20 protein-coding genes are annotated in these 23,543 nt (G+C 63.1%); all 20 read right to left on the bottom strand.

From position 1 onward, the window contains the following. Window positions 1-308: 308 nt before the first annotated feature. The gene (locus NKH93_RS30200) at window positions 309-1,805 is read right to left on the bottom strand and encodes a sugar ABC transporter ATP-binding protein (RefSeq protein ID WP_352819964.1); all 1,497 of its coding nucleotides are present in this window, start codon (window positions 1,803-1,805) and stop codon (window positions 309-311) included. Beyond that, a complete protein-coding gene (locus tag NKH93_RS30195) occupies window positions 1,805-2,863 on the bottom strand; it encodes an SMP-30/gluconolactonase/LRE family protein (RefSeq protein ID WP_352819965.1) in 1,059 nt (352 codons plus the stop codon). Before NKH93_RS30195 ends, NKH93_RS30200 begins: the two co-directional genes overlap by 1 nt. Next, window positions 2,860-4,983 (bottom strand): ABC transporter permease, encoded by a 2,124-nt coding sequence (locus NKH93_RS30190; RefSeq protein WP_352974742.1) that lies wholly within the window; start codon window positions 4,981-4,983, stop codon window positions 2,860-2,862. The genes NKH93_RS30195 and NKH93_RS30190 overlap by 4 nt, the downstream gene beginning before the upstream one ends. Window positions 4,984-5,193: 210 nt before the next feature. Beyond that, the gene (locus NKH93_RS30185; protein ID WP_352571250.1) at window positions 5,194-6,219 is read right to left on the bottom strand and encodes a sugar ABC transporter substrate-binding protein; all 1,026 of its coding nucleotides are present in this window, start codon (window positions 6,217-6,219) and stop codon (window positions 5,194-5,196) included. Window positions 6,220-6,276: 57 nt separating this feature from the next. After that, window positions 6,277-7,263, bottom strand: a complete 987-nt coding sequence (locus tag NKH93_RS30180) for an ABC transporter permease (RefSeq protein WP_352452739.1) — start codon at window positions 7,261-7,263, stop codon at window positions 6,277-6,279. A 280-nt stretch (window positions 7,264-7,543) separates the two neighbouring features. Beyond that, complete coding sequence (locus NKH93_RS30175) at window positions 7,544-8,986, bottom strand: DHA2 family efflux MFS transporter permease subunit (protein ID WP_352819967.1); 1,443 nt, start codon at window positions 8,984-8,986, stop codon at window positions 7,544-7,546. 226 nt (window positions 8,987-9,212) lie between these two features. Continuing rightward, the gene (locus tag NKH93_RS30170) at window positions 9,213-10,013 is read right to left on the bottom strand and encodes a 3-methyl-2-oxobutanoate hydroxymethyltransferase (protein WP_023675787.1); all 801 of its coding nucleotides are present in this window, start codon (window positions 10,011-10,013) and stop codon (window positions 9,213-9,215) included. A gap of 37 nt (window positions 10,014-10,050) precedes the next feature. Continuing rightward, a complete protein-coding gene (locus NKH93_RS30165; RefSeq protein WP_023675786.1) occupies window positions 10,051-10,365 on the bottom strand; it encodes a MocE family 2Fe-2S type ferredoxin in 315 nt (104 codons plus the stop codon). A 44-nt stretch (window positions 10,366-10,409) separates the two neighbouring features. After that, a complete protein-coding gene (locus tag NKH93_RS30160; protein ID WP_352452737.1) occupies window positions 10,410-11,498 on the bottom strand; it encodes a fatty acid desaturase family protein in 1,089 nt (362 codons plus the stop codon). Window positions 11,499-11,589: 91 nt separating this feature from the next. Beyond that, complete coding sequence (locus NKH93_RS30155; RefSeq protein WP_352686245.1) at window positions 11,590-12,771, bottom strand: aldose 1-epimerase family protein; 1,182 nt, start codon at window positions 12,769-12,771, stop codon at window positions 11,590-11,592. 34 nt (window positions 12,772-12,805) lie between these two features. Then, window positions 12,806-13,588, bottom strand: a complete 783-nt coding sequence (locus tag NKH93_RS30150) for an ATP-binding cassette domain-containing protein (RefSeq protein WP_352505663.1) — start codon at window positions 13,586-13,588, stop codon at window positions 12,806-12,808. Next, window positions 13,585-14,589, bottom strand: coding sequence for an ABC transporter permease (locus tag NKH93_RS30145; RefSeq protein WP_352922148.1), 1,005 nt, complete (start codon window positions 14,587-14,589; stop codon window positions 13,585-13,587). The genes NKH93_RS30150 and NKH93_RS30145 overlap by 4 nt, the downstream gene beginning before the upstream one ends. Window positions 14,590-14,650: 61 nt before the next feature. Then, window positions 14,651-15,592, bottom strand: coding sequence for a sugar ABC transporter substrate-binding protein (locus tag NKH93_RS30140; protein WP_352922150.1), 942 nt, complete (start codon window positions 15,590-15,592; stop codon window positions 14,651-14,653). Window positions 15,593-15,629: 37 nt separating this feature from the next. Then, window positions 15,630-16,544: a sugar phosphate isomerase/epimerase family protein gene (locus NKH93_RS30135; protein ID WP_352922152.1), complete on the bottom strand. Its 915-nt coding sequence runs from the start codon at window positions 16,542-16,544 to the stop codon at window positions 15,630-15,632. A 26-nt stretch (window positions 16,545-16,570) separates the two neighbouring features. Next, window positions 16,571-17,659, bottom strand: a complete 1,089-nt coding sequence (locus NKH93_RS30130) for a Gfo/Idh/MocA family protein (RefSeq protein WP_352452746.1) — start codon at window positions 17,657-17,659, stop codon at window positions 16,571-16,573. Window positions 17,660-17,709: 50 nt separating this feature from the next. Continuing rightward, window positions 17,710-18,771, bottom strand: coding sequence for an ABC transporter ATP-binding protein (locus tag NKH93_RS30125; RefSeq protein ID WP_352819969.1), 1,062 nt, complete (start codon window positions 18,769-18,771; stop codon window positions 17,710-17,712). A 4-nt stretch (window positions 18,772-18,775) separates the two neighbouring features. Beyond that, window positions 18,776-19,867 carry an ABC transporter ATP-binding protein gene (locus tag NKH93_RS30120; RefSeq protein ID WP_352922153.1) on the bottom strand — a complete coding sequence of 364 codons (1,092 nt, stop codon included), beginning with the start codon at window positions 19,865-19,867 and terminating at the stop codon, window positions 18,776-18,778. Beyond that, window positions 19,867-20,826, bottom strand: a complete 960-nt coding sequence (locus NKH93_RS30115; protein ID WP_352922155.1) for a carbohydrate ABC transporter permease — start codon at window positions 20,824-20,826, stop codon at window positions 19,867-19,869. The genes NKH93_RS30120 and NKH93_RS30115 overlap by 1 nt, the downstream gene beginning before the upstream one ends. Continuing rightward, entirely contained in the window at window positions 20,823-21,683 is an 861-nt protein-coding gene (locus NKH93_RS30110) for a carbohydrate ABC transporter permease (RefSeq protein ID WP_352541114.1), read from the bottom strand. Before NKH93_RS30110 ends, NKH93_RS30115 begins: the two co-directional genes overlap by 4 nt. Window positions 21,684-21,762: 79 nt before the next feature. Then, the gene (locus tag NKH93_RS30105; RefSeq protein WP_352458310.1) at window positions 21,763-23,376 is read right to left on the bottom strand and encodes an extracellular solute-binding protein; all 1,614 of its coding nucleotides are present in this window, start codon (window positions 23,374-23,376) and stop codon (window positions 21,763-21,765) included. Window positions 23,377-23,543: the final 167 nt, after the last annotated feature.

Genomic DNA, 23,543 nt, shown 5'->3' with positions numbered 1-23,543 from the left:
CGGATAAGGTGTTCCACGGACGGCTCCCTTGTTTGAGATCTCAACGAACTCATTCTGGCACATCCGATGCCGTCGGGCGCCGTCCACCCCATCATGCCGTGACCTTAGCCGAAGGGTGCAGCGGAGCAGGATGCTGCACCGCTGCAGCGCTCTGATGTAGCGGCATGGATCCTGGGATCTGCGCCGCGTCGCTTCGCTCCTTGCTTCGCCCCAGGATGACGAAACGACGGGCGCCTCGGCCAATCTCCAAAGTGTACGATCCGCCGGCGCAAAAACCATCCAAATGTCAACCTTCCGCGCCCGGGAACCTAATGCACCGCAGCGTACATGATCTTCTCCTCCGTCGCCTCGGCAGGCGAGAACTCCTCGACGATGCGGCCTTGCCGGCAGACCAGGATGCGGTCGGACAGGTTCATGATCTCCGGCAGGTAGGACGAGATGACGACGACGGCCAGGCCCTCGTCGGCCAGGCGGTTGATGATCTGGTGGATCTCGGCGATGGCGCCGACATCGACGCCGCGCGTCGGCTCGTCGAAGATGACGATGCGCGGCTTCTGCACCAGCCCCTTGCCGATCACCACCTTCTGCTGGTTGCCTCCGGAAAGCTCGACCACGCGCGCATTATCGTTGATCGCCTTGACGTTCAGCGTCCTGGTCCATTCGGCAGACAGCGCCCGCATCTCCTGCGCGTTGATTACCCAGCCCTTTTCCCGCCCCGCCGCCAAAAAGCCACCGAACAGGTTCTCGGCGACGTCCATCGTCTCGAAAATCCCCTCGCTCTTGCGGTCTTCGGTGACGTAGACGATGCCGTCCGCCACCGCCTCGCTCGGCACGAGATAGCGCACCGGCCGGTCGTCCAGCTCGATGGTGCCGCCGCGCAGGAAGTCGCGCTTGTAGATGCCGGAGACGATCTTGAATGTCTCGGTGCGGCCCGAGCCGATCAGCCCGAACACGCCGGTGATCTGGCCCTCGAAGATCGAGAAGGAATTGTTGCGCACGACATTGCTCATCGAGATGTCCTGTACCGACAGCACCTTCCTGCCGGCCCTGCGCAGCCTGGCCTCGTCGCGCTGGCTGTAGAGCTGTCCCGACAGCGTGCGCCCGACCATGGCGGCGACGATCCTGTCGCGATCGAAAGCGGCGGTATCGTCGGTGATCACCAGCTCGCCGTCGCGCAGGATGGTGATGCGGTCGGCGATATCAAGCGCCTCTTCGAGCGCATGGCTGATGAAGACGATCGACACACCCCTTCCCTTGAGCCGGCGGATCAGTGCGAAGAAGTGCCGCTTCTCCTCAGGCGTCAGCGTCGCCGTCGGCTCGTCGAAGATGATGATCTCGGCATTGTGGTGGACGGCGCGTGCAATTTCGACCATCTGCCGCTTGGCGGCGCCCAGCGTCGCTACCATGGCATTGGGGTCGACGGGAAAATTCAGCGACTGCAGGAACTGCTGCGCCGAGATGTAGGTGCCGCGCAGCCGGTTGAGAAAGCTCTCGGTGCCGAGATAGAGGTTCTGCGCCACCGTCATCGACGGCACCAGGCTGGTTTCCTGGAACACCATGGCGATGCCGGCTTCAAGTGCCGCATGCGGCGAGGCGTAGGCGATCTCCTGCCCCCTGTGGAACATCTTTCCCGATGTCGCATCGACGACGCCGGCGATGATTTTGGTCAGCGTTGATTTTCCCGCACCGTTCTCGCCGAGCAGCGCGTGGATCTCGCCCTTGCGCAGCTCGAAGCTGACATTCTTCACCGCGGGCACGCCGCGATAGGTCTTGGTCACGTTCTCCAGGCGGACGATCGGTTCCATCAGCGATGCCCTCCTGGAGCCAGGTCGATAGCCAGCAGGCAATCGCCGCCTTTCGAGGCAATGAACAGGCGACCGTCTGTCTCCGCCACGCTGCAGATGCCGTGGCGCGTGCCGTTGGCGCGGCTGTGCAGGCTGAATTGCGGTCGCATCTCCCGATCGAGCCTGACCACCAGCCCGTAGGAGCGGCTCGGCGACCACGGCTTGTGGATGCCCATGGTGCGGATGCCGCCGCATTGCAGCGGCTCGAGGAAGCTGCGGTTGGAGGCGAGTGCCGGCGCGATCCAGTGTTGCGGCGACACTTGCGCCAGCATGTCGTTCCGATAGTGCGTTTCCTGCAGCACGAATTCGATAAGACGGTTCCGGGGCGCAAACAGCGCCAGCCAGGCACCGCCATCGGCGGCGGGCGATAGCCGCGCGGGATAGCCGGGCAGATGCGCCAGCACCGTCGAGCGGCTGCCTGTCGCGCCGTCGAAGCGGACGAGTTGGTGCCGCCAACTCTCGCCGACCAACACGTCCTTGCCGGTTGGATGCAGCCCATAGGGAAAGGCGATGCCACCGGCGAGCTTGCGGAATTCGCTGCCTGCCGGATCGCGCTTCCACAGCGAACCCGACGCACCCTTCTTCATCAGATCGGCGGCCCATTCCGACGGCGCGTGTTCGGCCGAGCCATTGGCCAGCCAAAGCGTGCCATCTTCTGCGTAGGCGAGTGCTGTTATGCAGCGGATCTCGGCCGGCAGGGCGGCCTCCTTGCCTGCAATCAGCAGCCTGCCGCTTTCGAGCCCGACCGTCAGTTCGCCGGCGGGCGAGCGCGCGAGCGCTGTGGCCACGGCCGGAAATGTCTCGACCAGAACAGGCGCGCCACCGGCGGCGAGCGCGTAGAGGGCATTGCCGCTGGACGCCAGCAGCCGGCCGTCGGCGACCAGCAGATTGTCGGGCTCGGGCAGTTCGGCGAAGGCCGCAACATCGTCCAGCAGCGTGTTCGGCCTGAAGGCGCCATCAAGCGGCGGGATGGTCACTGCCTTGCCGCGGAAGATGTCGAGGATCGGGTCCAGCATCATGGCTTGGCACCCCAGTAGGAAGCGGGGCTGGTCCAGTTCGGGTCGGCGCCGGCAATCCTGTAGCGGCCGATCCGGTTGTTGAGGATGCCGCCGACGAACAGAAAACCCTTATGCTCGCGCATCGAAGTCACCATCGGATGCGCGGCGCCCGACAGGTCGCCCATCGCCTCGACGATGCCGCCGTTCTCGTTGAATTTCACCACGCCACCGGTGTTGATGTTGGGAAAAAGCCATTCGTCCTGCGGCAGCCGGCGCGTCATGCGCTTGCGCATGTCGGGATGGCGCAGCGACAGGTCGAAGCTCGGCGTGCGCATGCCGAGCCAGGCCATCCAGTAATTGCCGTCTGACGCTCGGTTGATGTTGTCGGGGTAGCCAGGCATGTCGCGGATGACGCATTCGGCAACGCCCGCCTTCGGCCCTTCCAGCCAGTAGCGGTGCACGCGGCAGGCCCAGCTCTCGGCGAAGAACAGCGACTTGCCGTCATGCGCCATGCAGACGCCGTTGGTGTAACGGTAGCCGTCGAGCAATGTCTTGGTCGAACCGTCCGTCGGATCACAGACGAGCAGCCGCCCGGTGGCGCGGTTCTCGATCGAATCCAGCGCCCAGTCGTGCGCGTCATAGCGCTTGGTGGAATCGGTGAAGTAGATGCGGCCGTCCGGCGCGATGTCGCAATCATTGGGGTCGCGCAACCGCGCATCGTCGACGATCGAGGTCCAGGAGCGCGACGTTTCCGCCGAAAGCCGCTTCACCTCGCGCTGCGGCGAGACCGAATAGAGGCCCATCGCGCCGACACAGCTGATCAGATTGCCTGTCTTGTCGAAGGCCAGGCCGAGCGGAAAGCCGCCAATATGCGCAAAGACCTCCGAACGTTTGTAGTCCGGCGCGAAGAAGCGGACGATCTCGCCATGCCTGGTGCCGCAATAGAGATTGTCGTCGCGGTCGAGGATGACGTCTTCCGGCCCTTCCAGCTCGCCGAGCCCGATATGGTCGGCCTCCGACAATCGGTTGTCGAGCTCGTAAGGCGTGCCGGAACCCGGTGTGGCCGACTGCGTTGCGCCCATTTTCAGATAGACCGGTGCGACATAGACCTCGTCCAGCACCTTGTGGCGGTTCTTCAGCCAGCGAATGTCGATGGTGACGGCGACGGCCAGCATGATGCCCAGCACCATCTGGTTAGTGCCGGTGCCATAGCCCAGCCGGATCAGGCCGTTGGTCATCGTCAGCACGATGATCGCGCCCATCAGCCCCTTGATCACCGAACCGCGGCCGCCGCCCAGGCTGACGCCGCCGACGACCGCCGCTGTCAGTGCCATGACCTCGAGGTTGAGGCCTGTGCCCGGCCCTGCCCCGCTCAGCCGGCAGGCGATGAGGAAGCCGCCGAGCGAGGCGCAGAAGCCGGAGAACACATAGGTCATGAACACGGTGCGGCGTACGCGGATACCGGCATTGTGAGCCGATCGCCGCGACCCGCCCACCGCCTGCACATGCCAGCCGGGCCGCGAGCGCGTCAGCGCGACATGCGTAATAATCGCCAGGATAATCGCCGCCCACACCGCGACCGACAGGCCCCAGAAGGTATCGTCGCCGATGAAGTCCAGCACATCCGATGTGGCATCGGAAAGCTGGACGTCGGCCGCATAGGTGGTGACCAGTATGTCGAACAGCGCCCGCCCGAAGATGAAGGTGACCAGTGTCGTCAGGAAAGCGCGCAGCCTGAAATAGCCGATCAGGTAACCGTTGATCGCGCCGAACAGCAGGCCGGTGGCGATCGAGGCGGCCAGCGCCAGCCACACCGATTGTTCGAGGATGAAGAAGACGAAGACGGCGGAAAAGCAGGACAGCGCGAAGATCGAGCCGACCGAAAGGTCGATGCCGCCGCCAAGCATGACCACCGTCATGCCGGTGACGACCAGCGAGAACTCGCCGAGCTGGCGGGTCGATTCCTGCAGCGACATCGGCTTGAAGAAGCCGGGAATGATCGAACCGAACACGCCGAGCGTCGCCACCAGCGCCAGGAACGGAATGGCGTTGTCGGTCCAGCGTTTGCTCAATATCTCGCCGACGAGATGGTCGGGCACGAGATTGTAGCGCCAGGACTGGAGGCGTTCGCGAAAAGACATCGGATGCTGCTATTCGAGAGGAAAGGGAAAAAGGGGCCGGGCAGAACAATCGCCTCAGGTTTGCGCTGCCCCTCGCCCTTACCCTCTCCCCGTGTAGAGACGGGGAGAGGGGGTCGCCAGCGTTGGAGCGTATCCCTTCTCCCCGTCACTATACGGGGAGAAGGTGCCGGCAGGCGGATGAGGGGCAGCGCCAAGCTCAGGAAAGCCGGCCTACTTGGCCGCAGCTTGGGCTTGCAGTGCTTTCAAGTCCCAGCAGCTGTCCGGCTTGAGGTCGGCCTTGGTCGTCGCCTTCTCCAGCGTGTAGATGTAGGTGTGCGAGGTGCCGGCCGGCTGGCCGCTCTGCAACAGGAATTTTATGACGGCGTTCATGTCGCCCGACTGGCGGGCAAGATCGGTCATCACCACCGCGCCATAAGTGCCGTCCTGCAGCTTGTCGCAGTCGGCGGTCTTTTCGCCACCGCCGGTGGTGACCAGAAAGACTTTGCCCTCGAGCTTGGCATCGCGGATCGCAGCCGATGCGCCGGTCGCGTCGCCGTCCCAGAAATCGATGATGGCGCAGATGTCGGGGTTCTGCTGCAGCATCGTCGTCGTCACGTTGCGCGAGGTCGTCGCATCCCAGTTGGAGTCCGGCTTGGCCACGACCTTGAAGTCGGGGTTCTTGTCCAGCACCTTCATGATGCCGGCATACTGGTAGAGGCTCGATGAGTTGGCCTGGTCGCCCTGCACCAGCCCGATCTTCTTGGAGGAGTTCGGCCCACAACCCTTGATCGCCGCTTCGGCTTCCAGCTGGCCGAGGCGATCCCAGTCGCTGCCGACAAAGGCATCGGCCGGGAAGTTCGCCGGATTGTCGACCAAAAGCACATAGGTGCCGGCCGCCTGCGCCTTCTTCATCAGCTTGGCATAGGAATTGAGGTCCGGCGAATGGATGATCAGCACGTCCGGCCTGGCGTCCGACGAGATTGCGTCGGTTATCGCCTGCGCGCCGGCATCGACCACCCAGTTCGGGTCACGCGTCTCGAACACGCCACCCCAGGCCTCGACCTCCGTCTTCAGGTAATGCGCCCAGCCCTGTGCCAGGTCGAAGCCCATCGCCATCGGCACCAGCATCACACGCTTGCCCTTGAGCGCTTGCGAATAGGCGGCCGGACCCGGATCTTCTGCAGCGAAGCCCGGCGCCACGAAGGCGGAGACGGCAAGCGCTGCCGCGGCAGCCATAAATGTCCTGATGATTTTCATGTCACATCCTCTGGTTTGGTATGTCGTTCGCGGCCGGCCCCAACCGTTCGCGTCAGTTTAAATGTCGCCTTGCTGCGCGGTCTGCTCGTCGCGCGGATTGATGAACCCGTCGACGATGATCGCCGCCAGCAGGATCGCGGCCTTGATCAGGTTCTGATAGAGCAGCGGAATGTCGATGATGGTCATGGCGTTGAGCAGGATGCCGATCAGCGCGGCACCCACCAGCACGTTGCGCACCCCGCCCCGCCCGCCAGACAGACCGATGCCGCCGATCACCGCAACCAGCACGATGTCGTAGAGCAGCGTGGAATTGACGATGCGGGTGTTGATCGAATGCAGGCTGGCCGCAGTGAGCAGGCCGGCAACCAGCGAGACCAGGGCCGACAGCACGTAGCGCAGCACCAGCATCGGGCGCACTGGAATGCCGATATTGCGCGCCGCGACCGGGTTGTCGCCGGCGAAATAGACGTAGCGGCCCCATTTGGTGTAGCGCAGGAACAGGAAGAAGGCGAAAGCCAGCCCGGCGAAGACAAACACCTCGACCGGGATGTCGAGGAAACGCAGCCCGCCCAGAAGCTCGACCCAATGGCCGGGCGGCACCGGCACGGCGTCCTGCGTGATCAATTGTGAACGCACATAGCCGAAGACGAAGGACGCGGTCGCCAGCGTCACGAAGATCGCCGGGACCTCGGCGTAGGCGACCAGGATTCCGTTCAACAGCCCGATGGCGAGAACGCCGGCGAGCACATAGGCGAAGGCCAGCCCGTCGGGCATCCCCGAATTCAGCAGTTGCAGATACCACGCGACCGACATCGCCATGATCGCCACCGCCGAGAGATCGATGCCCCTGCCGATGATAACGACCGCCATGCCGAGCGCCAATATGCCCAGCACCGAGACCGAGCGCACGATGGCAACGAGATTGTTCGAATTGATAAACCCGGGCAGTCCGATGGCGGCGGCAATGAACAGCACAACCGCGATGGCAAAGACAATGCCCTCTTGGTTCAGGCTTCTCCAGTTTAGCCAGCCGGTCGCGTTCATTGCCCGCTTTCACCCGCGATGGCTACGCCCTGCTCCCTCTGCGGCCATCGGAACGAAAGCTAATCGGCTCAAGACCAATTCGTCAAATGAATCCGCGCATTGCAGGCCGGCTTGCGAGGAAATTCCGCGCTTGGATGCACCGATTGGCGAGGCTGGCGCAATGCCGGGAACTCAAGCTGTTTTGCAATTGATCGCGCCGATCGAAGCGCCGGCAAAGGTTTGCTCCGGAACGAGCGAAGCAGGCATAATTTATGTCCGCGATTGCCGCTGGATTCCTGCGTCAAATCCGCAAAACATGGCCCGAGACCTCGGCGCCGGCAGCCTTCGGCAATGCCAGGAAGCGACACGAGGCGACGAGCCCGATTGCGCCGATCGCCACGAAGGCAAGTCGGAAGTCGACGAGATCGAGCGCCGCAGCGCCCCTGGCGATCTGCGACAGGTTGAGCAGTGCCGCGGCGACCGCTACGCCGAACAGCATCGCCATCTGCTGCAGCATGCTGGACAACGTCGCCGCCGAGCTGCGCTGCGGTGAGGCCACATCGGCGAAGGCCAGTGTGTTGAGCGCGGTGAACTGCATCGAGCGCGAAAGGCCGGCGATCAGCATCAGCACCACCACCAACGCTTGCGGCGTCTGCGGCGAAAGCGCCGCGCAGGCCATGATCGATAAAGAGGCGATCACCCCGTTGACGATCAGCACCGAACGGAAGCCGAAGCGCCTCAGCATCGGCGTCGTCACCGCCTTCATGCCGAGATTGCCGAGGAAATAGGCCAGGATCATCATGCCCGCATCGACCGGGCTCAGGCCGAAGCCGACCTGGAACAAAAGCGGCAGCAGGAATGGAGTGGCGTTGATGGCGATGCGGAAGATCGTGCCGGCCGAAAGCGTCGAGATGGCAAAGGTCTGCACCTTGAAAGCTGTGAGGTCGAGCAGCGGATGGTTGGCGCGTTGCAGATGCCGCACCGCCAGCCAGCCGACCAAAATGCCCGTGCCGAGCAGTGCCACGGTCGGCAACACACCCTCTTCCGGATGCGCGATGCGCTCGAGGCCATAGAGCATCGCGGCGAGCCCCACCGAGGTCAGCAGGAAGCCCGGCCAGTCGAGCGGCTTGGCTCCGGCTTCGCGGTCGCCGGGAATGAAGCGGGCGACCAGTGCCAAACCGGCAACGCCAAGCGGGATGTTGATGAAGAAATTCCAGTGCCAGGAGAGATAAGTGGTGATGAAGCCGCCAAGCACCGGCCCGACCACCGGCGCAAACAGCGCCGGCCAGGTGATCAGCGCCGTGGCGTTGAGAAGCTCGGATTTCGGCGCGTTGCGCAATACCAGGATGCGGCCGACCGGCGTCATCAGCGCGCTGCCCAGGCCCTGAACCGCGCGTGCGGCGACGAACTCGGCCAAGTTCTGTGAGATGCCGCAAACGAGCGAGGCCAGCGTGAACAGGGCGATCGCCACGAGGAAGATGTTGCGCGCGCCAAAACGGTCGGCAAGCCAGCCGGACAGCGGCACGAACACCGCCATGGTCAGCATATAAACGGTGATGCCGATGCTCATCGCCACCGCCGGCACGCCGAAGGATTCTCCCATCTGCGGCAGCGAGGTCGAGATGATGGTCGAATCCAGAAGCTGCATGAAAAAGGCGACGGCGACGATCAGCGCCACCCGCCGAGCTTGCCGCGCCGCCGGCGCGGTTTCGGGCAAGGCTTTGTTTTCGGGAATGGCGGTCATGCACAGAACTGTCCGAAGGGGAATTTTCACCCGCTCCATCGGCAACCGCACAATTATCCGGCAAACCGATGACCCACCGGTTTCAACAGTATCTGGCCGGTGCCGTCCAGACCTGGTCCAACAAACTTTCGTGTGGCATCGCAGCCGGCCATGCGATGACCCGGCGCTGGCGCCGAACCGGCCTTTTACGATCCGCGATGACGCTTCGTGCCGCTGCCGGGGCGTCTCATGCGGCTTCGATCTTCTCCAGGAACAGGCTGAGCTGGTCCGGGTCCATGTGCACGACGTGCCTGTCTTCGGGATAGGCCAGGCTGTTCACATCGGCGACATATTCGGAGAAGGCAGCGATTCGTTCGGCCTGCAGGCGATCGTATTCGGCGGCGAAATTGCGATAGACCTTGGAATGGCGCGGCATGTGGCCACGGTTCTGGCCGAGGATGTCGTCGGCGAACAGATACTGCGCGTCACAGCCGGTGCCCGCTCCCATCGACAGCATGATCAGCGACGTGCGTTCCGAAATCGCCTTGGCCACCTCGACCGGCACCACCTCGATCTCGGCGCCGATCGCGCCGGCGGCCTCCAGTTGCTTCACCGCCTCGAACACCTGCATGGCGGTATCGGCGGTCTTGCCGACAGCCTTGAAGCCGCCCGTCCAGGTGGCGCGTGACGGGATGAGGCCGACATGGCCGATCACCGGAATGGCATCGTCGGCCATCCGCTTGATGGTGGCGTACCCGGCGCTGCAATAGACCGCATCGGCGCTGGCCTTGTAGAGCCGGAACGCCCAGCGGACGAAATCATCGGCGGTGCCGATTTCGAAGAAATTCTCGCCCGGCATGGTGAACAGGCTGGGTGCCGCATCGCGGTATTGCGGATTGAGTACCAGCTCCGGCGGCACCGAGACGATATCGACGCCGGCGCGTTCGGCGGCCTCGGCCTCGTCCATCGTCAGCACGCGCAGCATCGTCAGCTGCCGCTTGCCCTTCATGGCACGCAGGTCTGCGACGGTCGGTCTTTTCCGGCTCATGGATTTTGGTCCCCTTTGCTACGTGACAGAAGGCCGGTCAGGCGATCTGGATCATCACCTTGCCAGCTTCGACCTTGACTGGATAGGTCGCGAGATTGACGCAAACGGGAGCGCCCTTCGCCTGCCCGGTCTTATAATTGAAGCGGCCATTGTGCTTGGGGCATTCGATGATGTCGTCCATCACAAGCCCATCGGCCAGATGCGCCTTCTCATGCGTACAAAACCCATCGGTGGCGAAGAATTCATCGTCCGGCGAACGGTAGATCGCGAAGGTGCGGCCGCCATGGTCGAAGCGGATGACATCTTCCTCTTCGACATCGTCCACGGCGCACGCTTCGACCCAATCGGCCATCTCTATCTCTCCTGAAATTTCTGCGTTGCGCTTGTGCGCAGTACCTACTCAGCCGCTGCCGACATGTTCACCTCGTGGAATTCGCCACGATAGGGCCGTGCGGTTGGCGGCAGTTCGCGCTTGAGGAAATAATCCTCGTATTTGAGCTGCCTGAGCAGGACAGGCCAGACCTCGCGATAGGCATGCCATATCGACGGGTTCGGCTCCGGCAGATCGTGCTTGATCAATTCATGCAGCCTGGGCAGCGCGTGATAGGGCACCATCGGAAACATGTGGTGCTCGACGTGGTAGTTCATGTTCCAGTAGATGAACCGGCTGATCGGGTTCATGTACACGGTACGGGTGTTGAGCCGGTGATCGACGACGTTGTCGGCCAGACCGATGTGCTGCAGCAGGCCGGTCATCACCATGTGCCAGGTGCCGTAAAGGCGCGGCACGCCGATGAGCACCACCGGCACCCACGACTGCATGAAAAGGGCGAGTGCTATTGTGGCGATGTAGATGGCAATATGCCAGCGCGCCGCGATGACGGCCTTGTGCTGTTCCATCTCGGGAACGTAGCTTTTCTCGTCGGGCGTCAGCTTGCCGAACGCCTGGCGTACCAGTGCCGGAAGCGAATAGCGAAAATCGAGGATGCCGGTGAAAGCCAGCGCCGCACGCAAAAGGTCCGGCGGGCGCATCACGGCGATCTCGGCGTCGCGGCCGACGATGATGGTATCGGTGTGGTGACGGGCATGGCTCCAGCGCCAGGTCACCGGGTTGCGCATCAGCATGAAGCTGGCGATCTGGTAGACGACATCGTTCATCCAGCGCGTGCGGAAGGCAGTGCCATGGCCGCATTCGTGCCAGCGCGAGTCGCTGGACGAGCCGTAGAGCACGCCGTAGACGAAGAAGAACGGCACGCACCACCAGGTACCCCAGAAATAGATGGCGCCGGCGGCGGAGCCGAGGATGGCGACGATCCAGATGATCGTGTCGCGGATCGCCGGACCGTCTGAGCGCTGCATCAACTCCTTGATCGCCTTGCGGGGGACATCCGTGTGGTACCACTCCGCCGAGGCCAGTCCCGTCTCGATCGCCCTGCGCGTGCTTTCGCCGACCAGGCTGTAATCGCGCTTTACCGTGCCAGCCATTGTGACCTCCAATTCCCGATCGGCCGCGAACCCTCCCCGCTCCGGCCGGAACCAGCCTCCCAACTGGTGTCCCGTATCGTCTTCGCCATTATCACGACCTGCCTCCAAGAACAGGAAAACGGCCCGACGGCTGCGGATAATCCTGCTGCGGCTGCCTGGCGATTGCAGCGATCCGGCTTTCGGCGGCGGCGATCTCGCCGGCGCCGTCGAGGACCCGGAACGCCGCATCGTAGGAGCGGCTCTCGCCATGCTCCAGCCAGATCATCTCGCCGCGTTCGCGCGCCGCCAGATTGCCCAGCACATGATGCGTCGACGGCTCGATGCCCAGCGCGTACTGCCCGGCCTGGAAATTCTGCCATTCATAGGCGCAAGGCAACTGGTCCTTGCGCGTGACCACCTCGAAGCCAAGGCCGAGCCTGTCGTTGACCACCGCCACCGGGACTTCGCCGGTGCTGTCGGCGCCGAGTTCATGCTGCCAGACCTGTTCCTTGAATCCCGGTTGCGGCGCCGGCACCGTGCGGTAGCCGACCTTCTGCGCTTCATAGCGCTCGCCGGCATGCCCGGCCCAGACGACGTCGCGGATCGGCGCCAGGTAGCGCGATCCCTCGTCGAGCACCGGATGACTGACATTGATGTGGTAGAAATACATATGCGGCGTACGGTTGAAACCGTGATTGACGACACGGTCCGAAAGCCGGATCTCGTTGCCGCCGACATCGGCCTCGATCCGCCGCAGCAGGTGCAGATCCTCGCCGAATACAGTCGATTGCTGGACGATGCCTTCGGCCCACAACACGCAGCGGTCGCCGTCCCAGGTCTCGCCATAGCCGGTCAGCCGCGCTGGAATGGTGCTGACACGGCCGTGCAGCGAATGGCGTACCGTCTTCTTCGGCGGGTAGTTGTAGGTGTCGGCGGGTACCTCGTTCATGAACAATATATGGTCGAGGCCGCAGGTCAGCAGAAGGCCGGAAAACGACCGCGCCCACGCCAATCCCTCCTCGCCTTCATATTCGTGCAGGCCGGGATGGCGAAAACCGCTCGGCGAGTGCCAGCCGATCGCCTGGCCCCTGAAGTCGCAATCGGCGATATCGAGCGCCCGGTCGACCAGCGCGGTGAAGCGCAGGCCGGAGCCGGTGCGGAATTCGAGCATGCGGATGCCGCGCTCGACGCCGTCGCCAAGCGTCATCAGCCGCACGCCGGCGAACTGCGACAGCATGCCCGAGCGTTCCGAGACCTGCCGGCGCGACAGCGTCTTGCCGTAAAGCTCTACCATGTGACGGCCAGTTCTTTCACTTTGCTCCGGTCCTTCACTTCGCTCTCGTCTCCTTGAGCAGGGCCGATATGTCGGCACCGGTGATGATGCTTTCCACGGTCAGCAGATCGGTATCGGCGACCGTCTGCTCGGCGACGATCTCGCCGCGGCGCATGACGATGATGCGATCGGCGACCTGGAAGACGTGATGGATGTTGTGGGTGATCAAAAGCACCGAGTGACCGGCGTCGCGCACTTCCTTGACGAAGCGCAGCACGCCGTGCGTTTCCTCGACGCCGAGATTGTTGGTCGGCTCGTCGAGGATGATGACCTTGGCGGCAAATTGCATGGCACGCGAAATGGCGATCGATTGGCGCTCGCCGCCCGACAATGTGCTGACCAGCGCATCGGCGTCGAGTTTTTTCGAGATGCCGACGCGCTTCAATAGAGCCGACGCAGCATCGCGCAATCGAGCGAGATCGAGCGGCGCGAACACGCCGAGCCATTTGAGATTGACCGGCTCGCGGCCGAGGAAAAGATTGCGCGCGATGCTGAGGTCGGGCGCCAGCGAGGTGTCCTGGTGGATGGTCTCGATGCCGAGATCCATCGCGTCGCGCGTCGAGCGGATGGAGACCTTCTGGCCGCGCACATAGATCTCGCCGCGATCGACCGGAAACACGCCCGAGATCGCCTTGATCAGCGTCGATTTCCCGGCGCCGTTGTCGCCGAGCAAGGCCACCACTTCGCCCTCGTTGAGCGCGAAGGACGCGTTCTTCAGGGCGCGGACGCTGCCGAAGGATTTTTGCAAATTCTGCAGCCGAAGCACTTCCATGGTCAGCTCCTGGCGGCGTTCTTCTGCAGCAAAGCGTGCAGGATGAGCATGGCAAGGATGATGACGCCGACGAAGATGTTGTAGGCGAGCCCAGGCACGCCGATCAGCACGATGCCGTTGCGGATGCTGCGCAGCATCAGCGCGCCGACGATGGTGCCTAAAATGGTGCCGCGTCCACCGGTCAGCGCGGTGCCGCCAACCACCACCATGGCGATCACTTCGAGCTCGTAGCCGGTGCCGGCCACCGGCGAGGCGGCAGAGATGCGGAAGGCGCTGATCATGCCGGCGAGACCGGCAAGCACCGAGGTCAGGATGAACAGCCAGATCTTGACCGCATCGGCCGGCACACCACGCGCCACGGCAGCGTTACGGTTCGAGCCGATAGCGCTGATCCAGTTGCCGAGCTTGGCGTAGTGCAGCACATAGATCGCCAGTAGCGACAGGCCGATGAACCACCACAGCGAGGTATAGAAACGGAACGTTCCGATATTGAAGCTGCCGGCCAGCAGCGTCACGAAGAAGCCTGGCTGGTTCCAGGATTTCAGCGGAAAGCCTTGGGTGATGTAAAGCGCTGCCCCGCGTACCACCAGTAGCATCGACAGCGTCACCAGGAAGGAGGAGATGCCGATCTTGGTGACGATCAGCCCGTTGATCGCACCGATCGCTATGCAGATCAGCAGGCCGGCCAGCAGCGCGACACCAATATCAAAGCCGCCGTTCTGCACCAGCAGCATGACCACGACCGGCGCCAGCCCGAACACGGCACCGACCGAAAGGTCGAACTCGCCCGCCGTCAGAAGCAGCGTCATGCCGAGGGCGATGATGCCGAGCTCGGGCAGGAACGCCATCATGTTGGAGATGTTGACCGGCGACAGGAAATTGGCGTCGGCGATCGCGAACACCGCCAGCAGGACAATCAGGATGACGAGCGAAGAGAACTGCGGCGAGCGCATCAGGCTCGACCTGCGTTTGGCACGCGGCATTTCCTCTTCTGCGGCAATTGTCATGACTGTTTCGACCATATCTCAGGGTGACGCCCGCCGCCTGCGCGGCGAGCGTCAGTTCCAATCACTTGTTGTAGAGTTTCAGGATCGGTTCGACGCTCGAGGCGTCGTAGAGACTGAACGTGTGGATGTCGTAGCCGATCGGTTCGCCAGCGGCGGCCAACCCGAGCAGCGCCACCGGCATGAAGCCCTGCGCTGACGGGAACTGCCAGGCAGCCGCGTTGATGAACCCAGACTTCACTGACTCGGCCGTTTCCTTCGAATTGCCCCAGCCGACGACCGGGATTTTGCCGGCCGGCACGCCGGCGCCGTCGAACACCCGCTTGACGCTGGCCGCGACGGAATCGCCGAGCGCGATGATCGCCGGCGGGTTGTTGGCGACTATGTAGTCGGTCATCTTGGCGATGATGCCGGCCGGATCGGTGCCGCAATCGACCACATCATATTTGATGCCGAGCGGATCGAAGACGCTGGCGATGCCTTCGGTCTCGAGCTGCTGGTAGCTGGCGCCCGGCACTTCGACCGGCAGGAACACTTTGTCGCCCTGCTTCACCATCTTGTGGTCGACCAGATATTTCGCCCAGATGACACCGGCTTCCTTAAGGTCGGCGCCGATATAGGCCTGCCGGCCGGTTGCCGGATCGTCGGTATTGAAGAACACGATCGGGATGCCGGCCGCCTTGGCTGCCTTGACCTCCTCGGTCCACAGGCCGGGCTGCGCCGAGGTGGTGGCGATGCCGTCCGGTTTGGCGGCAAGGGCCGAGTTGAAGGCCTCCTTCTGCGCCGCCATGTCGCCGCCGCTGAACGAGATCTTGCAGGTCACCTTGAGCTGGTCGCAGGCCTTGGTCGCGCCGGCATTCCAGTCGATCCAGAAGGCATCCGACGGGCCGCCATGCGACAGCAGGTAGAACGTCTTCTGGGCGTCCTGCGCCAGCGCCGGCGTACCCAGCGCCACACCGGCGAGAACGGTCGCCGCGGCAGCGATTTTCAACGCGAATTTCAACATTTCTCTTCCTCCCTTGTTTCGTAGCCGAACCGCGCCATCACAGTCCGTTGGCGCGGAATTTCCCGTCGAGGAATTTCTTGGCGCGCGGCACGTCGTCTTCCGAAAGATGTTCGATGATGACCGGGATGTTCGGGTGCTTTTCGGCCAGCCGCTTGAGATAGAGGTCGTAGTTCAGCGAACCGAGACCGGGGGCCGGCAGCTCGATCTCGCCGACGCCGCGGAAAGTGTGGCTCTCCAGCGCGTCGTCGTCGCCGATATCTGCGTGCTTTTCCGACTTGTCGCCGCCGGAACGCTTGACGTCCTTGGCGTGGGCTATCTTGATCTTGTCGGTCAACGTGTCGAACACCTGGTTCAGGATCTGGTCCATCCTGTCGATGTTGTGCGTTTCGAAATAGTTGGTCGGGTCCATCAGCAGGCCGAGGCCTGGGTGGTCGACCTGCGCGAACATCCTCACCGTCTCCTCGACCGAGCCGACGACATTGTTGACATAGGTTTCGAGCAGGAAGACCGCGCCGTGGTCATAGGCGGTCTGGGCAAGGTCGGCGATGACCTTGCGGCATTCCTCAAAACCTTCCTCGGTCTTGTTCTTCGGGTGATGCACCCAGTCGGACTCGGTGTTGTAGGTACCGGTTTCCGAGATCACGTAAGGGGTGCCGAAATGGCGTGCGTTGCGGATGATCTCCTTCAAATAGCCGACGCGCCGCTCGCGCTCGCCCAGGTCCGGATGGATGATGTTGGTATAGCCCGATACACAGCAGATCGGCAGATTGTGGTCGCGGAACGTATCGCGGACAGTCTTGGCCTTGTCCCTAGTGATCTGTCCGGCGGAAAGGTCGATATCCCTGAAATGCAGGTCGAGCTGCACGGTGTTGAAATCGAGCGCACGGATCTTCTGCGCGGTCTCCTTGAGGCCATACGGGAAATAACCCGTGAAAATACCTGCCTGCATCATGGTGTGAAGTCCTCCCTGTAAGTGATTCAGTCAGTTGATATTTCGGAAAGTTTGACTGTCCGGCCCTTGTCGATCGAACGATAGCCGGCTTCGACCAGCGCCATAGTCTTGACGTTGTCGGCGACCGACAGCGCCGGCGGCTCGCCCGTCTTGACCGCGTGCTGGAGCTGCTCCATGACGCCGATAAAAGCATGCGGGAACCACATCGTGTCCCAGCTGGGTGTCACCCATTCACCACCGGTGGTCTCGGTCGAGGCATAGGTCAGCGTCGAGGCAGCGCCAGTCGGCCAGCCGATGGTACCCTTGGCGACGCCCTTGGTGCCGTCGACGCGCCAATTGATGTGCTGGTCGTCCTTGTAGCCCTCCTGGCGCGGCCCGGACCAGACATCCTCCAGCGATACGGCGAGCACGCCGGACGGGAACTTGATCGTCGACACGGTGATGCCGTCCGAATGGTCGAAGCGGGTGCGCGGGTCCTTGCGGGTCAGGGTGGTGATCTCCAGGGGATCGCCGAACAGGAAGCGCAATACGTCGAGATGGTGGACGCTCATATTGGCGAGCGTCAGCCGGTCATAGTCCTCGAGGAAGCTCTGCCAGTGCGGGATCGCATGCATGTCGATCTGGGCGAAAACGATGTCGCCGAGCGCGCCGCTGTCGATGATCTGCTTCAAGACGCGCATCGACTGGTCGTAACGCATGTTCTGGTTGACCGAGAGGATCTTGTCGGCCTTGGCCGCCTCGTCGCGGAGTTTGACGGCCTCTTCAAGGGACAGCGCCAATGGCTTCTGCGCCAGGATCGCCTTGATATGTGCTTGCTTCAGCGCATGGCGGATCAGCGCCGGCTGCTGGTCGGGCGGAAAGGCAAGGTCGATGATCTCGACGTTCTTGTCCTCGATGAGCTGTTCCGGCGTGTCGTGGACGGTTGGGATATCCCAGCGTTTGGCGACCTTCTCGGCGCTGGCCTTGGTCCGCGAGGCAATCGCCACCACGGGGAAACCGGCTTCCTTATAGGCGGCAAGGTGACATTCGGCCATGATCATGCCGGCGCCGACGCAGCCGATCCTGTATTCCCTGGTACGGACTTCAACGTCCGGCTCGAAGCCGTTGCCCACCATTTCTTGGCTTGCCATATGTTCCTCCCGAAGCTCGTTCCTTGCAGCCGCCGTCATCGTGCCAGCGCTCCCCCGCTCTGTCCGAAATAATGCACCCTGCCCGGCTCGCAGGATATCGCCACCATCGCGTCCGGCCTGATGTCCGGCTGGCCGCGCAACAGCGCCCGCAGACGCGCCTGCCCGGCGGCGAGCGTCACAACGGTGTAGCCGCCGAGCGGCTCGACCTCGAACACTCGCGCCGGGCGGCCCGCGCCCCCCTCCGACCAGGCCTTGACCTTGATGTCTTCCGGCCTGAGTCCAATTTCCACGGCATCGGCCGGGGCGCCGGCATCCGCGATGCGGACTGTGCCTTCCGCCGCCTCTACGCCTTCCGCGCCGTGCACCGACTTCAATATGTTCATCATCGGCGACCCGAGCAGCCGCGCCACATAGGTGCTGGCCGGCCGGTCATAGATCTCGGCCGGCGCGCCGATCTGCCTGATCTTGCCGTTCTCCAGAATGGCCATTCGGTCGGCGACCGACATCGCTTCTTCCTGGTCGTGCGTGACATAGATCAGCGTCTTGCCGAGCTCGCGCTGGATGCGCTTCAGCTCGACCCGCGTTTCCTCGCGCAGCCGGGCGTCGAGCGCCGAAATCGGGTCGTCCATCAGATAGGCGGCGGGATCCCGTACCAGCGCGCGGGCAATCGCCACGCGCTGCCGCTCACCTCCGGAAAGCTGCGCCGGCGGCTTGTGCAGGATATGGCCGATATGCAGCTTGGCCGCGACGTCGGCGACGCGCTTTTCGATCTCGGCTTCGGCGACCCGGCGTTCGACCAGCGGAAAGCGGATGTTGTCGCGCGCGCTCATATGTGGAAACAGCGCCAAATTCTGGAACACCATGGCGACGTTGCGCTCGGCCGGCGACACCGTGTTGACCGGCTTTCCGCCGATCAGGATCTCGCCCGCGTCCGGGGTTTCCAGCCCGAGCACCAGACGGAGTATCGTCGACTTGCCCGACAGCGGCGGCCCGAAGAAGCAGAAGAACTCATTGTCGTTGACAGTGAACGAGGCGTCGTCGACGGCGAGCGTGTTGCCGTAGCGTTTGGTCACATTGCGGAAGGCGATATCGGCCATGGTCTCAGCCCGCTCTCAAGGCAAGGCCGGTGACGGCGTCGAAGACGCGCACCGCCTCCACCGCAGGTGCGACGACGGCTGTCTGCCCGATCGCCAGCCCGACATCATTGTCGAACACCGCCTTAACCGCGGTCTCGCCGTCGCCAAGGTGGATGATGGTGCGCGCGCCGATCCGCTCGACGAAACTCACCGGCATCGACAGGCCACGGCCGTCTTCAGCCAGCGTCACCTGCTCCGGTCGAAAGCCATAAAACACCTCGCCGCGCATCAGGCGTGCCGCATCGGCGATCTCGACCGGCAGCGGCGGTGTCACGCCGAGCGGGCCGAGATCGACGACCAGGCCACGGTCGCTTTCCGCCGGCCAGCCCTTGAGCAGGTTCATGCCCGGCGCGCCGATGAAGCGGGCGACGAAGACATTGGCCGGATCGTTGTAGACTTCCAGTGGCGTGCCGACTTGCTGCAGCACGCCATGGTCCATCACCGCGATGCGGTCGGCCATGGTCATCGCTTCGAGCTGGTCGTGGGTGACGTAGACCATGGTCTGCCGGAACTGCCGCTGCAACTGCTTCAGTTCGGTCCGCATCACCGCCCGGAATGCGGCATCGACATTGGAAAGCGGCTCGTCGAGCAGGAAGATCGCCGGCTCCATGATCGCCGAACGGCCGATCGCCACCCGCTGCAATATGTTGACCGACAGCCTGTCCGCCTTGCGGTCGAGCAGCGGCGTCAGTTGCAGCATCTCGGCAATGGCGCCGACACGGCGGCCGATCTCGGCCTTTGGTGCGCCGCGCATTTTCGGCCCGTAGGCGAGGTTCTGCCGCACGCTCATATGAGTGAAGATCGCATAGTTCTGGAAGACGAAGCCGACGCCGCGCCGCCCCATCGGCACGCCGGCCATGTCGCGCTCGCCGAACAGGATCTTGCCGCTGGTCGGCTCTTCCATGCCGGCGATCATGTTCATCGTCGTCGACTTGCCGCAGCCGGACGGCCCCAGCAACGCCATGAACTCGCCATCGGCAATGGCCAGATCCATCGTCTTCAGCGCGGTGAAATCGCCAAATTTCTTGACCAGGTTCTGCAGATGGATGGTGCTCATCAGGCCGCCACCTCGCGTACCCGAGCCATGCGTTTCATGGCAAACACCGCGGCGATGGACAGCACGATCAATATGGCCAGCGCGATTGCCGCCACATAGCCCCAGATCAGGTCCTGGGTGGTGAGCTTGTAGATGTAAACGGAGATGGTTTCGGTAGCGACGCCAGGACCGCCGCCGGTCATGATGTAGAGCGTGTCGAAGATCTTGAAGTTCTCGATCACCCTGATCGCCAGCGCGATGATGATGATCGTCTTCATCTTCGGCAGCACGATGGTGACGAAGCGCTGCCAGGGGTTGGCGCCGAGCAGCGTCGCCGCCTTGATCTGGTCCTCAGGCACGCCGACCAGGCCGGCAAGCAGGATCAGGAACATCAGCGGCGTCCACTGCCAGATATCGGCGACCATGACGGCGATGAGCGCCAGCGTCGGGTCTGACAGCCAGGCGATGGTGACGGGAAAGCCTGAGATCGCCGACAGGATGTCGTTGACCGGGCCGCCCGACTGAAACAGCATGAAGAACATGTAGCCGGCCACCGCCGGCACCACCATCATCGGCATCAAGAGGATCGAGTAGAAGATCCGCTTGCCGGGGAACTCGTCGGCAAACAGTGTCGCGAGCGCCAAGCCGAGCAGGAACTCCGTCGGCACGCAGACGATCATGACGATGGCCGTGCGCTTCAGCGCACTCCAGAAGCGCGCATCGGCGGCAAGGTCGGTGTAGTTGGCGAAACTGTTCCACATCGACCAGGCGTTCCACCAGCCGGTGCCCGACAGCGGCGACCAGTCGGTCAGGCTGATGTAGAGCTGCATCAGGAGCGGGAAGACGGCGATGAACAGCACCAGGATCTGCGCCGGCAGCGTCAGCCGGAAGCCGAGCTTTGCGCCCTCGTCCGGCAGCACCGACGCCGCTTTGAAGGCTTGCATGTCGCCCTCCGAAATCGTCGCAGTCACCGTGCTCATTGCTTGAGCGCCCCGAAGGTCAGCCCGCGCACCAGATGGCGCTGGATGGCGATGCCCATGATGACAGGCGGCACTGCGGCTATCAGGCCGAGCGCCGCCTTGGCGCCGTAGAGTTGGCCGGTCATCGAGGAGGACAGCGAGGCCATGTAGACAGGGACCGTCACCCATTCGCGCGTCGTCAGAAGCAGCGCAATCAGATAGTCCGACCAGTTGAGGATGAAGACGAACAGCGCGGCACTGGCCAGCGGCGCGCGCATCATCGGCAGCGTGATGCGGATGAAGACGCGCCACCGCGAACAGCCCTCGACCAGTGCCGCCTCCTCGATCTCGCGCGGCATGTCGTCGAAGAAGGTCTTCATCAGCCAGAACGCGAAAGGCAGCGTGACGATGCCGTAGATCAACGACAGCCCCCACCAGCTGTCGGTGAAGTTGAGGAAGGCCCACATGATCATCACCGGGGTCATGACCGCCATCGGCGGAAACAGGCGAAGCTGGATCAGCGCCAGCGGCAGGTTCTGGCCCGAGCCGAAGCGCGACAGCCCGTAGGCCGCCGCGGTGCCCGCCGACATGGCGATTGCCGTACCGAATGTGGCCGACAGCAGCGACGACAGGATCGGCTTCAAAGCTGTGCGGTCGAGGGCGACGATCAGATTGTTGGTCGATTCACCGAAGACGAAGCGGAAATTGCTGAGTGTCGGGTTCTTCGGCCACCATGTCAGGTCGGCGCCGGTCGCCGACCATTCGGCGATCGGCTTGAACGCCATCGACACCATCCACAGGATCGGCACCAGCGTCACCGCCATCGCCGCAAGGATCGCGGCATAGCGGAATATCTCGAAAGGAACTGAACGCTTCATCTTGCGGCTTTGCTGGGTCCTTCGTTGCCGAGGGGAAGAGCGACCGCTCCTCCCCTTCTTGGTAGGATCCTTGGAAGGATCAGGCGATCGGATCGAGGACGGTCGGCCAGGCCTCCTTGTTGGTCTTGATCGCTTCGAGAAGCTTCTCCTCGCCGGTGCGGCGGGCAATCTTCTTCCACTCGGCCTCGGTGTCGGCCATCGCCTGCTCGGCTGTCTTGGCCTTGGTCAGCGCGGCGACGAGGTTCTCGTCCAGCGCGTTGTGGAAGGCGGTGGCGCCGGGATAGTTGATGGTGGGCACGGTGCGGGCGACCGTCTCGCGCACCACGTCCATGTGGTAGGCGTGGTAGGTCTGGCGAACCAGCGGATCCGAGAAATCCGATAGCCGGAACGGATCGAAGTAGCCGCCCGGATTGGCAGTCATCCAGGCGTAGATGCGGCTTGAGCCCAGCCACTGCAGGAACAGGTAGCAGGCCTCCGGATTCTTGGCTTGCGAGGACACCGACGCCGACAGATTGAGCCACAGCACCGACCGGCTGACCAGCTTGCCGTCGATTTCGCGGCCGGGCGGCAGCATCGAGCCGATCTTGCCGGTGACAGCTGAATCCTTGTTGCCGGCATTGTCGAGGAATTTCGGCAGATTGGAGAAGGCACAGGTCATGGCCGCGCCGCCCTTGGCGAAATTGCCGTACTGCTCCGGCCAGCCCCAGGAGATCGCATCCGGCGAATGGTGCGAAAGCGACGCGATGTACTCGCTGGTCGCCGCGATACCTTGCTCCGAATTGATCAGCGGCTTGCCGGTGTCGTCGAACAAGAACTGATTGGGCGAAGCCATTGAGACATAACGCTGATACCAGTTGGTGTAGCCCCAGCCCTGGTTGCGCAGATCGGTCGAGCCGAACAGGCCCTTGTCCGGGCGCTGGAAGAAGGCCGCGATCTCGTCATGCTGCTTCCACGTCTTCGGCGCCGCCAGTTCATAACCGTATTTGTCGGAGAAGGCCTTCTTCTCGTTTGCGTCGCCGAACAGATCGGTACGGTAGACCCAGGTCTGGAAGTCGCCATCCAGTGACACGCCATAGGTCGAGCCGCGATACTGATTGAGCAGCGAGACGCCCTTGGCGCCGTCGACATAGCCGCGCTCGGGATCGTCCCATTCCGGCTTGTATTGCGCGACGAAGTCGTCGAGCTTGAGGATGCCGCCGGTTTCGGCGAGGTCGCCAAGGCGGTTCCATTCGACCGCGTAGATGTCATACGCCCCACCCTTGGTGGAGATGTCCTGCATCGTCTTGGTGAATTCCTGGCCGTTTGGCACACCGACGATTTCCAACGGAATGCCGGTTTCCTTCTCCCAGAGATCCTTGATCGACGGCGCGCCGGCCGGAAACGGCTGGGTCAACTGGCCGATCGAGCCGTCGGACAGGCCAAGTACGATCTTGGCCGGCGCCTTGCCGGCGCCCTTCATCGCCTTGGCCGCCTCGATGGCGCGGCCCTCCGGCGTATCGGCACCATATTGATAGCGCTCCGAACCGTCGAAACCCGTCGGGCCACCGATCATGCCGGGCGCCAGGGCATCGGCCGCATAGGCACGGCTCGGGCGAATGAATTTCGGTGCAATACCTGCGGCGGCAACAAGGACTGCCGCCTTTCCACCGGACGCCAGCAAACGGCGCCGCGACACGCGGATCAAATTCGACATTGGAACTCCTCCCTCAGGGCCTTGTTTCCTCCACGGCCCTTATGATGGATATTGACGGCACTATACGAAGCCTGTCAACATCATAAATAATCAAAATACATCATAACATCTCACGGGAGGGGAAGAATGGCGTTTGTAAAGGCTCTCATACTGAAGCCGGTGCTTGA

The organism is Mesorhizobium sp. M0954, assembly GCF_040319155.1.
Classification (GTDB): Bacteria; Pseudomonadota; Alphaproteobacteria; order Rhizobiales; family Rhizobiaceae; genus Mesorhizobium.
Note: the sequence above shows the minus strand (reverse complement) of the source record. Positions and strands in the feature narration are given on the sequence as shown.